The organism is Bradyrhizobium sp. BR 1432 (genome assembly GCF_051547705.1).
Lineage (GTDB): Bacteria > Pseudomonadota > Alphaproteobacteria > Rhizobiales > Xanthobacteraceae > Bradyrhizobium > Bradyrhizobium zhanjiangense.
In genome coordinates this window covers 4,538,074-4,552,502 of the sequence record NZ_JBPUGF010000003.1, presented here as the reverse complement: position 1 = coordinate 4,552,502, position 14,429 = coordinate 4,538,074, and the positions used below count along the sequence as shown (strand labels likewise).

General features: G+C 55.7%; 12 protein-coding genes. 7 read left to right on the top strand and 5 right to left on the bottom strand.

Annotated elements, in window-relative coordinates; translation table 11 throughout:
- Positions 1-16: 16 nt before the first annotated feature.
- Positions 17-631, bottom strand: coding sequence for a class I SAM-dependent methyltransferase (locus ACSKB8_RS21860; RefSeq protein WP_438106297.1), 615 nt, complete (start codon positions 629-631; stop codon positions 17-19).
- Between the two features lie 659 nt (positions 632-1,290).
- Here ACSKB8_RS21860 and ACSKB8_RS21855 point away from each other — a divergent pair.
- The 3 genes from ACSKB8_RS21855 to ACSKB8_RS21845 all read left to right on the top strand — a co-directional run bounded on the left by ACSKB8_RS21855 (position 1,291) and on the right by ACSKB8_RS21845 (position 5,056).
- Positions 1,291-2,931: a hypothetical protein gene (locus ACSKB8_RS21855; protein ID WP_438106295.1), complete on the top strand. Its 1,641-nt coding sequence runs from the start codon at positions 1,291-1,293 to the stop codon at positions 2,929-2,931.
- A 388-nt stretch (positions 2,932-3,319) separates the two neighbouring features.
- Complete coding sequence (locus ACSKB8_RS21850; protein ID WP_438106294.1) at positions 3,320-4,249, top strand: glycosyltransferase; 930 nt, start codon at positions 3,320-3,322, stop codon at positions 4,247-4,249.
- A gap of 144 nt (positions 4,250-4,393) precedes the next feature.
- On the top strand, positions 4,394-5,056 hold the full coding sequence (locus ACSKB8_RS21845) for a DUF6492 family protein (protein ID WP_438106292.1): 663 nt from the start codon (positions 4,394-4,396) through the stop codon (positions 5,054-5,056).
- Between the two features lie 607 nt (positions 5,057-5,663).
- Here ACSKB8_RS21845 and ACSKB8_RS21840 read toward each other — a convergent pair.
- Genes ACSKB8_RS21840 through ACSKB8_RS21830 form a run of 3 tightly spaced genes read right to left on the bottom strand, consistent with a single transcriptional unit; the run spans position 5,664 to position 8,424 of the window.
- Positions 5,664-6,887 (bottom strand): glycosyltransferase family 4 protein, encoded by a 1,224-nt coding sequence (locus ACSKB8_RS21840; RefSeq protein WP_438106290.1) that lies wholly within the window; start codon positions 6,885-6,887, stop codon positions 5,664-5,666.
- Positions 6,888-6,905: 18 nt separating this feature from the next.
- Positions 6,906-7,217, bottom strand: a complete 312-nt coding sequence (locus ACSKB8_RS21835; RefSeq protein WP_438106289.1) for a hypothetical protein — start codon at positions 7,215-7,217, stop codon at positions 6,906-6,908.
- A complete protein-coding gene (locus ACSKB8_RS21830; RefSeq protein ID WP_438106287.1) occupies positions 7,177-8,424 on the bottom strand; it encodes a nucleotide sugar dehydrogenase in 1,248 nt (415 codons plus the stop codon). Before ACSKB8_RS21830 ends, ACSKB8_RS21835 begins: the two co-directional genes overlap by 41 nt.
- A gap of 162 nt (positions 8,425-8,586) precedes the next feature.
- On the opposite strand from ACSKB8_RS21830, the gene ACSKB8_RS21825 reads away from it, so the two are divergent.
- Positions 8,587-9,447, top strand: a complete 861-nt coding sequence (locus tag ACSKB8_RS21825; RefSeq protein ID WP_438106285.1) for a glycosyltransferase — start codon at positions 8,587-8,589, stop codon at positions 9,445-9,447.
- Positions 9,444-10,469: a lipid II:glycine glycyltransferase FemX gene (locus ACSKB8_RS21820; protein ID WP_438106284.1), complete on the top strand. Its 1,026-nt coding sequence runs from the start codon at positions 9,444-9,446 to the stop codon at positions 10,467-10,469. Before ACSKB8_RS21825 ends, ACSKB8_RS21820 begins: the two co-directional genes overlap by 4 nt.
- 126 nt (positions 10,470-10,595) lie before the next feature.
- On the opposite strand, the gene ACSKB8_RS21815 is transcribed toward ACSKB8_RS21820, so the two are convergent.
- Entirely contained in the window at positions 10,596-11,486 is an 891-nt protein-coding gene (locus ACSKB8_RS21815; protein ID WP_438106282.1) for a polysaccharide deacetylase family protein, read from the bottom strand.
- A 1,054-nt stretch (positions 11,487-12,540) separates the two neighbouring features.
- Here ACSKB8_RS21815 and ACSKB8_RS21810 point away from each other — a divergent pair.
- Positions 12,541-12,666 (top strand): hypothetical protein, encoded by a 126-nt coding sequence (locus ACSKB8_RS21810; RefSeq protein ID WP_438106280.1) that lies wholly within the window; start codon positions 12,541-12,543, stop codon positions 12,664-12,666.
- Positions 12,667-13,008: 342 nt separating this feature from the next.
- Positions 13,009-14,385, top strand: a complete 1,377-nt coding sequence (locus ACSKB8_RS21805; RefSeq protein ID WP_438106278.1) for an O-antigen ligase family protein — start codon at positions 13,009-13,011, stop codon at positions 14,383-14,385.
- Positions 14,386-14,429: the final 44 nt, after the last annotated feature.

Genomic DNA, 14,429 nt, shown 5'->3' with positions numbered 1-14,429 from the left:
TAGGTCGCCCAGATCTTCAGTCGATCTCTGCTCCTGTCCGCCTGTAAAAATGTACCGAATGCGCGCGTCGGCCCGCGGCTCGCCAATAGCCGTATAGTTCGAGCCAAGACTGCCTGGCAAATACCTTGTCTTGCTCCTCGTTGCAGTTCACAAACGCCAACCGGATGCGACGGTGCTGGCTGTCGTGGTCCATCTTTTGAAGTACGGCGGCCAGCGTCGAGGCGCCGAAGGGACTGAAGAAGAACAGAGCAGTCGCTTCGGTGTAATCAAACTCCTCGGCGGCGCCGTTATGCACCACCACGGGTACCCTGCGTCCGCGCATTCGCGCCGCATTCGTCTGCGCTTCCTTGCAGAACTCCTCGCAATAATCGATACCCACCACCTTCCTGCATGGGCGCCGCGCCGCACAGCACAATATCCTTCCCTTGCCGCAACCGACATCGACGAAGGTATCTGAAGGCTGCAGCGAAAGATGACGAAGAACCCTGTAAACCGCCGAATAGTGGATTGTGGCGTAGTGCCCGGCGTCGGGCTTGTCGACTTCCGCAATTCCCCTTGTCGATATATTGAGCTGAGCTTCCCAACGGAAATTATTGAGACGCTCAAAGATTTGGTTCCGGGCGTCCAACATGAAATCCCTCCCGCTCGGCGAGCTGTAGCGGAACGCAGGCAGGGTCTACGCGATTCTAAGACCTCGCTCGGCCATTTTCATACATTAAATGTAATAGTCAAATCGAAAATGCTTTTAAATAACTATTAATATGCTAAGTAAACCAAACGCATCCTTTGGCACATTATTTATTATCGATCGCGAGGTGTGTGTTGGGCAAAGAGATAGACCACGTAACATTTGAGTTCGCCGCCGACCACGAATTCCGCGAAGAGTTGTTTCGCGAATGTCGCTTTGTCCTGAAGGGGGACGACCGCGGTTCGTCCACTGCGTTTTCGTGGACTGCATCTTCGAACCGGCCTTCTCAACCGACCCATGGGCTGGTTTGATGCAAACCTGCATATCGACGAAAAAGCGACTCGATAGATAAGCGGGTTTATAAAGCAAGATGATTGACGCGGCCCCGGACCGGGCCCGGTCGATTTAGTGCTTCTTGCTATTGCGTCATCGCGCCTGGAGGGGTGACGCAGCCTGCCGCTCTGGAGCGAGAACAATCAACGCAGAACGCCGGCGTCGCTTCGCTTTCAACTTTCTTCAGGAGTCTCGAAACTCATTTCGACATGATCGTAGAGGCGGATAGTCCCGAAGCTCGCGGCTGAACTGCTTGAGTGGGAATAGGGGTGATCCATGTCCGCCAAGGGCGTCGCGTTTTTATCAATACTTTGTTTCATTTATTTGAGTTGTGCCAAAAGCTTCACCCCAGCTCCGGTTGTTTTTGGCTCCTCAGCGACCGCGCCTGCCGCAACGGACACTGTTGTCCCCCCGTCACTCTCGCCTCATCCGCCAATGGCGCGACGGTTTCGGGCACGACGGAGAACAAGGGCGCGGCGGGAGTGCCGCTTCTTTTGGACGGCGCGATTCTTGGTGCCGAAAGGCTAAACGGAGCTTCTGAAGCTTCGCCCGAAACGGCCAACTTGGCCGATGCCACATACACACTCTCGGCCCGAGCCGGTAATGCGGCCAAAACGTCGGCTACAAATATTTCGATCGAGGCCGACAACGCCGAGGGCACGGCGTCCTCAACGGCCGCAGCGTCCTTCTGCCTCTCAGAAGCCGCTGTAAAGTACGCCCTCGGTGCAAGAAAGGTGTGGTACGACCCCAGCCTCTCGGGAGGAGCGCATCAACACGTGTTTAACAACGCTGAAGTGATGAAGGCGATAAACTCCTTCTGTGGCGACACTAGAACTGACGCCGCACTCCTCCAACAAATCCGGTACGTTCTGGCACCGAATCGGGGGCCAACGGCAACCGGCGGCTATCAAGATCAAAAGCAAATGGGCGCCGCGATGATGTTCCTCCTAGCGAAGAACACGCCGCGCATTTGGAATCAGCTGACGGCGGCTGAACACGATTTGATTGGCATCAACATGGAAGCGTTCCTGTACAGCTCCGTGCTAACGACGAAGGACGTGGTCCACGCCAACATCGTGGATAACATGGCCGGCGATCCCAATAATCGCGATTACAATCCGAATATCCAGAACGGAATGATCGGGATGATCATCATGACCACACTGTACTGGGGAGCCGATCAGTTCGAAGCGAAACTCGCAGCCTACGACGACGCGGTCTTTATCGCGAAACTGAAACAATACGGTATGACCAATCTACTGTGGACGTACACAAATCCCAATCGGCCGTCGGGAGCGATTATTCAGGCCGGTCTAAGACAGATTGTGGACGGCCACATCTACTCGTTCCACGGAATCACCGAGCGCGATCTTCTTCAGCTTTTCGGCTACATTGCGGACCGAACGTTCTCGAAAACCGTCGCATGCGGCTTGTACGGCGGCGCAGGAATCGGTGGCGCGGCAAAGGTCGTGCGCAATTGTGATCTCCTGCCGAATTCGGGCGCACAGGGAATGCTCTTCGAATTCGACGCTTTCGATGCCGAAGGTCAACGCAGTTCCGCGGGCTACTCTTGGGACTCCTGGTATCCTCTTCTCAACTCGCGCGCTGCTATGCAAATGTTTGGAGGTTTAAATTCATCGAGCCTACAAACTGTGGTTACGACAACCGCGTCTGACGGCCAGAGACACATGGACGATATCATCAACCGGTTTTTGATCGGCACGAAGGATATTCTCTTTAAACTTTCTCCGGCAGCCAATCAGGGGGGCGGATATATTTCCTATTCGCACGCTGAATCCGAGGGAATTATGGTTTTCGATCCCCACACCGTGCGATCCACGGGCTATACCGGCGACGTGGCTATATTAAATGTACTGCAGACAAATCTGGGCAAGCCGACAGTTCCTTAGCAGGTTCATCCGATTAGGCTGCCGTGGAGACGCGTTGCGAGAGATAATGTCCGAGCGCCGTTGATGTGCCGGTTCGAGTTTGAGCTTTTGCTCGGAGGTCCGCCGGCGATCCAGCCTCAGGGCGCGACGCCGGCCGAGATTGCGATCCGCGTGTAAAGGTTGACCTCGGCGCCCCCAAAAATCCCTTGCAGGTCAATTTAATTGTGTTTTATATTAAATGCGCCACATTAAATATAAATAATTTACTGAGCTGGGACGCGGAGGTAGGACCATCATTACCCGAAGGAGCAGTGGCCGGCAACAGCCGTGCGGCAACGAAGGAAACGCGAATTCACAGCGCTTAGCTGATGACAGGCCCGACACCGAATCTCGACTGTCAATCATCATTGTGACCTACAACAGCGCGCGTGTTCTGCCAGGTCTGCTGGATTCCTTGCCGGCCGGACTGGAGGGGGTGAAGCAGTTCGAAACAATCGTCGTCGATAACGACTCACGTGATAGTAGTGTCGACATCGCAGCCGCTCATCCTGTACGACCGAGAGTAATCAGAATGGGCCGAAACGCCGGCTATGCCGCGGCCATCAATGCAGGGGCAGCCACTGTTAGCCCCGGTGCAAATCTGTTGATTCTCAATCCCGACGTCCGTCTCACCCCCGGCGTGGCGAGTTTGCTACTTGATCGGTTGATAGATTCGTCCGTTGGTGTAGTGGTGCCGCGAAATTTAGCCGAGGATGGAACGACTTGTTGGTCAATTCGCCGGGAGCCGTCCGTTGTGACCGCATGGACGGACGCCATTCTTGGCGGAACATTGGCTGCCCGGATCGGCACGGGTGAGATGGTCGGCGATCCCGCGGTGTATGATCGGGAAAGCCCGATCGATTGGGCAACCGGAGCCATTCTTGCGGTTTCGGCGAGGGCACGTGGGATTGTCGGCGATTGGGACGAGTTGTTCTTTCTGTACATGGAAGAAGTCGACTACATGCGAAGAGTGCGGGAGTGCGGATTTTCCGTGATGTATGTGCCAGAGGCGAAAGCGATCCACATTGGGGGAGAGTACGGCGAAAATCCCCGGCTTTCGGCCCTGTTGTCAGCCAATCGAATTCGGTACCATCGCAGGCATCACGGTGCGTTATCTACGGCTGCATTTTGGTTAAGTGTCATTCTAGGCCAAGGCATCCGTGCGCTTCATGGACCGAGCGGCCACAGAGCCGCCGTGCGAGCAGCGTTCATGCCCTGGACGTTGCCGCCTGAGTACCGAGTACCAACGGCCTGCTCAGATCATCGCGGCGGCTCGTCCCTTCGGAGATCCAGCAAATAGAGCCCATCGACGTCCGCACTCGGAAGTGAGCGACATTCACGATCTTTTTTGGCGCGGGCGATTTCCTTGACCATTTCTTAGGTTGACTATTTTACGTTTGGATTCGTGTAGACACAGGTGATGCGGGCCGCCAGGAGAATGGTCATGAAGCGTATGTCCGTAATTACACCGAGCTTCGCACCCGATTTCGAGTTGTGCAAAGACCTGCACCGGTCGATTCTCGAGTACGCGCCTGAATCGGTCCACCATCACATCATTGTGCCGCGATCAGACATCTCGCTCTTCCAGCGTCTCGCCGGTCCCCGCACGCATATCCGCTGCGAAGCCGAATTCCTGCCCAGTTCATTTGTACCCATGCCTTTGACCAAGTTCACGGTCAATCTGCGACAGCCGATCCCGCCGGTCCGTGGCTGGATCCTGCAACAAGTGGTCAAGCTGGCCGCCGTCGCCGCAAGTGAAGATGACGTGGTGCTGCTCGTTGATTCCGACATTGAGCTCATCCGTGCGTTCGGTGTAGAGACGTTCATCCACAATGAAACGGTCCGCTTTTACAGAAAACCGAACGAGATCGACCAAAGACTGCCGAAGCACGGTGATTTGGCACCAGGTCGCCCGCGCGCTGCTCGGGTTGAAGCTGCCTCCGCCGCCGCATGCCGATTACATCTCGTCGCTCCTAGCCTGGGATCCGGCGATCGTTCGGCAAATGCTCGCAAGAGTGGCGACCATTACAGGCCGCCCATGGGCCACCGCTATTGCCGGGCAACTCCATTTCTCCGAGTGGACGCTCTACGGCGTGTTCGTGGATGAAGCGCTGGGTGCACCCGCCAACTCATTCGCCTCAGAGGACCCGCTTTGCTTGGCCTACTGGAATGAGGGCCCGCTGAGCAGCCAGGGCGCCATAGACTTCATCCGACGCGCCAAACGTACCGATATTGCCGTCATGATATCAGCGAAGTCCCGCACCCCGCTGGCGGCTCGGCGCGCCGCCTTCGCCGGACACCGAGCCTGGGTTGATCCATCGGAAGCGGAACTTCTATCGAACGCGCAAGGATAATCGATCAAAGCCTTGAGTGAGGACCTCCCTTTGCTTGGTCTGCTGGAATGAGGGCCCGTTAAGCAGGTATGGCGCCACAGATTGATCCACGCGCCAAATCTACCGATACTGCCGTCATGGTCTCAGAGTTGGCGGTTCGGTGCACATCGGGGAGCATCAGGCGTTGGCCACACCCGTCAACAAACTCGGGCCGACCATTCTGCACCCTATCAATAGAACGGTTCTGGGAAACATATCCGCTTCGGCTCATGATCCTGGCAGCATTTGGAGGCGCCCACGCACACTCGGGGCTGGACGTCGCCACCAATTGCTGCACCCAGACGACCGGCTCCAGCAAGGAAAGCCTCGGCTGCTGCAGCCTCATTTGAAAAGCGCCTCGTAAGCTGCAATCAGTTTCGGCCCTTCATGCTCCCACGAGAGCTCGTCGCGTGCGCGCTGGCGTCCGTGCATGCCCATCTCTCGACGACGATCTGGATCATCGATGAGTTCTAGGATCTTGTTTCCGAAATCGACCGTATCAGTGTTGCGGGCGTAGAGAGAGGCCGATTGCGCCGACACTCGTCCTTCCGATAGATCGAACTGCACGATCGGCTTGCCTAGCGCCATGTACTCCATGATCTTGTTCATCGTAGACATGTCATTCATCGCATTTGGGCGATCCGGGTTGACGCAGACGTCCGCGGTCGAAAGCACCGTGAACAGGGTAGCGTCGTCCACCCTGCCGGTGAAGGTCACAAATTCTGAAATGCCCATCTGCGCACAAGCCTGCTTTAGCGACTCCAGGTTTGGTCCCGCTCCCATAATGACGAACTGGACATCAGTTCGTTGCCGCGTGAACGTTATGTGATTGATTGCCTCAAGCAGGAGATCGATGCCTTCCTGCTCCCCGATGACGCCGACATAGCCGACGAGATGCGACCGGCCATTGCGCCACGTGTTGTCGGGAGCCAACTCGCGCACCCGCGCGAGATTCGGTCCCGACCGGACGACAAACACCCGATCCGGCCTCATTTTGCCACGCTGGACAGCGACGCGGGCATAGGACAGATTGGTAGCGATGGAGATGTCGGCCACCCTGAACGTCGCTCGTTCGAGAAGGACTAGCGCTTTCCAAATCAGCCCACGATGTCCGAATTTTGCTTCGAATAACTCTGGATTCAGATCGTGATGATCGAACACGAACTTCTTGCCGAACAGATACTTATAGAAGGCTCCGATTAGGAAAATAAGATCCGGTGGATTGCAGGCGTGAATCACATCAAAGCCATTCCGCCCGAGCACCTTGAGCGAGTAGGCAAACTCCCAAAATAGGGCGCTGCTGTATTCGGCGAGATAGGCGAGCTTGCCCTTGGCTTGGATCGGCAGCGGGTGGCGGTGGATTTCGATCCCGTCGATCAGCTCGAAAGGAGTCTCCGCGAGCGGACCACGGGGACAGATCACTGATACCTCGTAGCCGGACCTGCGCAGCGATTGCGCCTCCGCCCAGACCCGGCGATCGAATGGGACCGGAAGGTTTTCGACAATGATCAGAATTCTCCGCGGTCGGATGCTACGTGTCCCCTCAACACCAGATACTAGCGTCATGATCGCCAGACCAGCGATTTACCAACAGATGCCGCGATAATTAATTCCGGTTTGCCCGTCCGGCCTAATGCGTACAAGATCGATGATTATCTTCTTGTGACCGATCAAGGGGGACGAATTCTTCTGAAACTCTTCGCGGTTTCCGACTACCAGAACCTCGGCAAAGTCGGCGAGTTCGGTCATTGTCTCTCGCAGCAGGCAGGCGATATGCGGCAGGCGCCTGATCAGCTCATCTCTGTTGGCCCCTGTGAGCCGCGACAAACGAATGTTCGAGTCATAGATCGCGAGTTCATAGCCACGGCCGATCAATCTTTCTGCAATCTCCAGCATTGGACTGTAACGCAGATCGTCCGTGTCCGGCTTGAAGCTCAGGCCGACGAGGCCAATACGCCGCTTTCCGGTCGCGGCGACGAGTTCGAAAGGCACTTCGAATTTGGTTCTCGTTCGCTTGCAGAACGGCATCAAGTAAGGGCGTGTCAATGTCGACCATTCTTCCGGCATGGCGCAAAGCGCTGACGTCCTTTGGCAAGCAAGAACCGCCGAACGCGAATCCGGGCTTGAGGTACGCCGGAGAGATATTGAGTTTCGTGTCGCTAACCAGAGCCTTCATTACTTCGTGGCTGTCGACACCCATCGCTTTGCAAAGCAATCCCAACTCATTTGCAAAGCTGATCTTCGTCGCATGCCAGGCATTATTTGCATACTTGACTGCCTCGGCGGCGCGAATTGACATGATCTGGGGCGCTACAGAAAATTTTTCATGGATGTCCATGAGCCGCCGAAGCGTTTGCGGGTCATCTTCGACGCCGAACACGATCGCTCCCGGATTGTCATAGTCGCCTATGGCTGTTCCTTCTCGCAAGAATTCGGGAAAATAGGCAACTCCGAAGTCTCGACCAGCTTGCTTACCCGACGAGCGCTCCAGCATGGGTATGATCAATTCTTCCATCGTGCCCGGCAGCATCGTCGAGCGCATTACAACCGAATGAAAGTTCGTGCTCTTGCGGAGACCTTCTCCAATTTCCTGCGCCACTCGGCTCACGAACGCCGTTTCGAGTGATCCATTTTCTTGCGAAGGGGTTCCGACGCAGATCAACGAGACGTCGGTTGACGAAACGGCCGCCAAAGGGTCGGTCGTTGCCTTCAATCGACCAGCGCGGACAGCGGCATCGATGTTTTCACAGAGCCATGGCTCGACGATTGGCGACAGACCTTCGTTCAGGATATCGACCTTCTCTTGGTTGACATCAACCGCCACCACTTCATGCCCGTCGCGTGCAAGGCACGCTGCAGATACTGTCCCGACGTAACCAATGCCGAAGACGCTGATTTTGAGCTTGGCTGGACGATTCGAAAGAATCTTTTCCTGAGGACTGGCAAGGTCTGCGATGTCCTGCGCGATCTTGACCGGGCTGGAGATTAAGCCTTCCATATTCAATGCCTCCGACGACATGAAAAAATATTGCAATTTAAATTTAGGCCGTTTAAATTGATTATAATTTAAACTCGAAGATAAACAATAGGAATTTAATGTCACCGGAGCCGCCCAGTTTATGTTTATCAGAATCCGCTCAGTTGACCGGACGAGGGTCGCACTGCTGCAGTGGCGGTCCGGGCGGCGCCAGACCCGCGGCTGTGGTGGGTCGTCGCGCGAGCCCCTTCCGAGCAGTTGCTGCCGTTGCTCGTGCCTGAGGAAGCCATGATTTCGATTGTCGTCCCCGCACACAACGAGAGCTCGGTAATAGCGCGAACGTTAGGTGCTTGGGTTAGCAACTCGGGTTCAGACGAGATGGACGTCGTCGTCGTTTGCAATGGATGCACTGACAACACGGCGGACATCGCGCGGCATTTCAGTCCAACGGCACGTGTTATCGAGTCCGAGGTCGCGAGCAAGACTCACGCCCTAAACCTCGGCGATCAGATCGCCTGCGCCTTCCCGCGTATTTATGTTGATGCCGATATCGTCATTACGGACGATGCCATTCGGGTTTTGGCGAGCCGTCTCGAGCGGGGCGACGTGTTGGCCGTGGCACCAACGCCCGAGATCGATCTAACCGGCTGCTCCTGGCCAGTCCGCAAATACTATGGCATTCGATCCAGATTGCCGTCGTCCCGCGAGGGAATCGGTGGGTCCGGCGTCTATGCATTGTCTGCGGAAGGACACAAGCGCTTTACCCGATTTCCAGATCTCATTGCCGATGACATTTACGTTCGGCTTCAGTTCACGCCGAAAGAACGAGAGACCCTCCCCTCCGCTAAGTCCACGGTATTTCCCCCACGCACGATCTCACAGTTGATTGCGGTCAGAACTCGTGCCTATGCCGGGATATTCGAGCTCGCTCGCGATTTTTCTGAGCTCCACGCAAATAAAGGCGAAGCAAATCACCGGACGCTCATCGCACTGTTCAAGGAACCTCGCATATGGTCCGGATTGTTGATTTATTGCTTTGTCAATATGCTAGCTCGATGCAGGGCTAGCATTCGTTGCTGGACTAGAGGTTCCGCCTGGGAGCGGGACAATACTTCTCGCATCGCGCAATCCGCAGCTTCATCCAAATGATCACCGTCAAGCGACTGTCGAAGGAAACGTGGGATGCGCTGACGCCCATGTTTCGTGATACTTCCTATCGCCAACTCAGCGGCTATGCCGATGCCGCGGCGCGCCGGGTCGGCGCAACTTCCGAACTGAACGGATTGTATGAGGATCAGACTCTGGTCGGCCTCGCTGACGTTCGCGTTAAGACCGTTCCGCTGACGCCCTTCGGAATTGGCTATTTGAGTCACGCTCCCGTCACCAGGAACGACAGCAGCTTCTCCCCGGAAAAGTTCGGGCGCTGTGTCGAGGCACTTCGTCGAGAGTACGTCGAGCGTCGGCGGTTAGTTCTACGCGTTGTCCCGGCGCTCGTCGGCGGCCAATTCCAGGAGCTACAGATAGCGATGCTGGAGGCCAGCGGGTTCCGGCCTTGCACGCGGCAGAGGCCGCGAGGAACGTTCATTCTCGATCTGGCTAGACCGCTTTCCGCCATACGAAAGGATGCTGATCTCCATTGGCGTCGCAACCTGGCCAAAGCCGAGAAGGCGGACATCCGGATAACTCGGTCGTTCGAGCCGGATGATTTTGACCAGTTCGAGCCCATATTCCTCGAACTCACCAAGCAGAAGGATTTCAAGACGAACCAGGACGTGCTCTTCTTCAAGAACATTCAGCCTGAGATTCCTGCCGATCAGAAACTCGTTTTGCACCTTGCTTGGCATGGGCAGGAGCTTGTTGCAGGGCATCTCGGCAGCTTCGTAGGCGACACGGCCATCTATCTGCTCGGCGCGGCTAATTCCAAGGGGCGCGATCTGCGCGCTTCATACCTCTTGCATTGGACTGTGATCGAATATGCGCAAAGGACCGGCAACTCCTACTACGATCTGGGCGGTATCGATCAGCAGCGGAATCCAGGCGTTTTTCGTTTCAAACAGGGGTTGAACGGCCGCGCCGTCACCGACGTCGGCCCCTACGAGTGCAGCCCCGGTAGTCTGCAGAGCGGCGTGTTGCACTTCTTGGAGGCCGCGCGCAACAGGTTGCTGAGTTAGTATGGTTCGTCGCTATTTCCAAAGTCGCTGAGCTTTGCGTGCAACGGCGGTGACCTGCTGTTCTATTTCGTCACTCGTCACCCGAGGTTCGTGTTCGGTCCGACCGCAATCCTCATCACAATTGCACTACAAAGAATGGGCCGATTTGGCCTGGGTGTCCGTAAGATGGCGCCGAACCTCTCGACGCCGATCGCTCAGCTTCTGCTTCAGCAGAGACACCTGTGAGAACCAGGCATAGGCTCCGTGATACTTTAGAAAAAATTCTAGTGGCCAATCGAAGGGATCGACTTTCACGCGCCCTCTGACGAAGCTGGAACTTGTCGTATCGACAGCATTAGGCACCACGCTGAAAACATAGTCGTAGCCCGCAGCCCTGCACAATTCGATCGTCGAGGCGTCATGATCTCCATATGGAAAGGCCAATAGCCGAACCTGCCGCGCCGTCAATTCCTGAAGCTTCAGGCGTAAGTCTTCGATTTCTTCCTGGGCAAGACGTGCATCTATTTGGGAGAGACGCGGATGCGTGTTGGTGTGAGATCCAAGCGTTACGAGCGTGGAACGCAGTGGGGTGAGCTGGTCCGCGGACATCACCGTCTCATCGGCATCAAGGCTACCGGGTTCGACGGGCCAGGTTGGACGACGCCCCAAGGCCCCCACCGGAACAAAAATAGTAGAATGAAATCCGCGAGCGTGAAGCTCCGGCAAGGCGTGCTCGGCCACGCTGACATAAGCGTCATCAAACGTGATTGCGACGTTCGGCTTGCCGCCAGGCAGGGTTCCACGATGAGACGCTGGCAATACTCGAGCTCTGCGCTGGATCGATTCCATTTGGCGCACGAAATTGGCTCGGTACGCGTGTGGTATCCCATGATAGTACAGGATAACCAAGCTGCGATCCGGCGAACGACCCACCAATTGAAGTACGGATCGCGAAAATCTCCCTGCGATATAGTAGAGCAGGCTAATTGCTAGCTTTGCAATCCGCTTGGTGCTTGCCCAAATGGAGATGTTTCTCATCACGCGTAGCTACTCACTACATGCGCCAAGCATTTCGCGTGCTCGCGCGGGCCGATCTCTTTGGGCCAGCCGCTCGCCTGCAAAATTCCGGCGCTTTGGGTCGCAGCCGCCGGAAAGCTCGTCTACGTTGCTCATATGCTTTGCCTGAGCCTGTAGCTCATACCCTCTTAAAATATTTAAATCCAGCTTATCTCAAATAACTCCGCAAAGCGACGTGACAAGAAAGCGCGGTCGCCCCCGGAGACCACAGCCATTTGAGTCTCCCAATAGTGCGGCGCCGAGCGGAGTTCCCAACCATCATACGCGACGCCTCGTCCAAGACCGAGGAAAACAGGTCGCGTGCTGTCTGCAGGCCTCGTGGAGCGCGCTTGGCTCGATGGGAAGGTAACCGCCCCCTTCCGTTGGATTATGCGTTGTTCGGTTCATCGGGCGCTCACCACCCTGTCGATGTAGGGAAGACCCGCAGAATGTTGCCCCCAATTTTGCGCTAGCCGCATCGGATCACGCACCGTACCCTGCAACCAAGCGGCGATCGGGAAGAAGTCGGAGGCCACCGGAATTCCACTGTCAGGCGCGTCCACGCCGGATGCAGTGCCCCAGGCGCACACCCGTGGGTTGAGCTCCTCAATAGATACCGCCTGAATCGTGAACGAGTTGTTTTGCCGCGGCCTCTCGGCGGCGGCGGCATTAGGACTGCCAATGTTAAATCCACAAATACGGCAGATGGTAAACTCGAAAGAAAATGATACATTTCCCTAAGCTCGCCGCAACTTATTGGAAATAATCTTCCATTAAAAAACCAAACCGAACAGATCTTTATCTATGATCTCTCCACGCTTAAAGCGTCGGGGATTCAAAATGCATTGAAGTGTAAATTATTAAATGCGATAATACCCGCCGAGGTCAAGCCGTAATCAGCGGGTTAGATATTGAAGGCTATCTCTCTACATCAATGCCCCAGTGTGCCGATAAGAAACATGCGCGTCAATGCCACGGCCTGGGACGGATTATCATAACCGGCAAGGGTGGCGGAGTTCTGATCGGGGATAGTGACATGTTCAGCACCTTCGCGACCGGTGGCAGCAAGGGTGTGGGGTTCGATGGAACCTCGGATGGACTGTCCGGCATTGCAATGTTCACAAAGTGCAAGATGGCGTTTGCGCCCAAAGGGACGTCGTGAAACACAACACCGCTATCTACGACAGCACCACTAATTCCTCGTTTACGATTGAGAATAGCGAAGGTCCGGTAGACGATGTCCGACTGGAGGATAATCGCCCCACCGGCGGTGGCTACACCGCGCGTCGTGATGGACGTGGCCAAACCCGATGACCAACATCAGGATCGCCAATAATCGCATTGCCGAACGTACTTGCGGATGTACTAGGTTCGACGGGATCTGCGCGCCAACATTCACAAGTAATGCTGATGACGCCACCGGATCTCTGCTGACTCGACGCTCCGGCGTTCCGAACAGGCGGACGTTATAGTCCAGATAGGATTGTCTATCGGAGCCGATCAGATGCCCAGATATTCAATAGGTTCCGGTAAACTCCGGCGTCGTCATATCCCCGCTTTTCAGGTCGTCAGTCCGTTGCACAAGGAGCAAGGGCTGGCCGGTTCATATCAGGCCGGACGGAAACAATTAAGTTGGCCCGTACTTCTGTTCTTTCTTGCCCTCCTCTGGCCGTGCCAACTTTATGTCGGGTCACTGCGACTGTCGCTCTACCGAATCGTCCTTCTCGTGATGATCCTGCCTTGCTTGAGCAAGTTTGCTGCCGGGAGAGTGGGAATCAAGATTTCCGATGTTGCAGTGCTGCTGTTTTCATTCTGGCGCGTCCTCGGCTTAATCGTTGTTGATGGAATAGAATCGTCCAGCCAAACGTTCGGAATTGAGTGGATCGAAACCATCGGCCCCTATCTTTTGGCGCGATGCTTCATCCGTGACGCGGACGACTTCTACAACATGATCCAGCTACTGTTCAGGATCGTGCTCGTCCTGTTGCCGTTCGCCATTATCGAGCTTGTCTCTGGGCACAACATTTTGCGCGAATTGTTTGCGATGATCTGCCCAACGCCCTTGTTCAGCCCGGAGCAACGATCTGGGTTAACTCGGGTCCAGTCGGTTTTTGATCATCCAATTCTCTTCGGCGTGTTCGCAGCCAGTGCGCTTGCCCCGGTTTACTTGGTTCTCGGCCACAAGATGAGTTTGCTTCGGCGCAACCTCATGACTGCGGCCGTGGCGGCTACCGCGAGCATGTCGTTGTCCGCCGGGCCCTTAATGGCGATCGTCGCTCAAGGGCTCCTTCTGTCATGGGACTCGCTGTTAAGGGGCGTCAAGGCCCGATGGAAAATTTTGATCGGGCTTTTGGCCGTAGTCGTCACTTTGATCGAAGCCGTGGCCAACCGATCCTTGCCGTCAATTGTCTCCGGCTATCTCACATTCGATCCTCAGTCATACTATTTTCGGCTGCTGATATGGGACTATGGGTCCGCGGTAGCCCTGGATCATCCCGTTTTCGGCATCGGCCTGAGCGATTGGGAACGCCCCAATTGGATGGGGCCAAGCATTGACAATTTCTGGCTCGTCTTGGCAATGCGCTCCGGCTTGCCGGCACCTGTTCTCCTGCATCTGGCCATTTTGTTGATCTTCCTTACCGTAGGTTCCAAGAAGGGTCTCGACGGGAAGATAACGGCGTATCGAACGGCTTTTCTGATCGCCATGGCAGGGATTTACCTGGTCGGTTGGACCGTCCATTTCTGGGACACTGCGTATGTTGCTTTTCTATTTCTACTGGGAAGCGGAGCCTGGGTGCTCGACGTAGACGCAGAGACCTCGGAGAGAGCCAGCTCGCGTTCGCCTGCACGGAAGGTACGTTACGGGGCACCGGCTGAATAGTCCGAGAAATCACACGTCATCCGCGCCGGGAAATCCTCGTCGAA

What these genes read in the sequence shown, in the direction of transcription:
- ACSKB8_RS21860 (WP_438106297.1), bottom strand. Translation starts at nt 631, where the DNA reads ATGTTGGACGCCCGGAACCAAATCTTTGAGCGTCTCAATAATTTCCGT.
- ACSKB8_RS21845 (WP_438106292.1), top strand. Translation starts at nt 4,394, where the DNA reads ATGAAGCGTATGTCCGTAATTACACCGAGCTTCGCACCCGATTTCGAG.
- ACSKB8_RS21840 (WP_438106290.1), bottom strand. Translation starts at nt 6,887, where the DNA reads ATGACGCTAGTATCTGGTGTTGAGGGGACACGTAGCATCCGACCGCGG.
- ACSKB8_RS21835 (WP_438106289.1), bottom strand. Translation starts at nt 7,217, where the DNA reads ATGCTGGAGATTGCAGAAAGATTGATCGGCCGTGGCTATGAACTCGCG.
- ACSKB8_RS21825 (WP_438106285.1), top strand. Translation starts at nt 8,587, where the DNA reads ATGATTTCGATTGTCGTCCCCGCACACAACGAGAGCTCGGTAATAGCG.
- ACSKB8_RS21820 (WP_438106284.1), top strand. Translation starts at nt 9,444, where the DNA reads ATGATCACCGTCAAGCGACTGTCGAAGGAAACGTGGGATGCGCTGACG.
- ACSKB8_RS21815 (WP_438106282.1), bottom strand. Translation starts at nt 11,486, where the DNA reads ATGAGAAACATCTCCATTTGGGCAAGCACCAAGCGGATTGCAAAGCTA.
- ACSKB8_RS21810 (WP_438106280.1), top strand. Translation starts at nt 12,541, where the DNA reads ATGTTCAGCACCTTCGCGACCGGTGGCAGCAAGGGTGTGGGGTTCGAT.
- ACSKB8_RS21805 (WP_438106278.1), top strand. Translation starts at nt 13,009, where the DNA reads ATGCCCAGATATTCAATAGGTTCCGGTAAACTCCGGCGTCGTCATATC.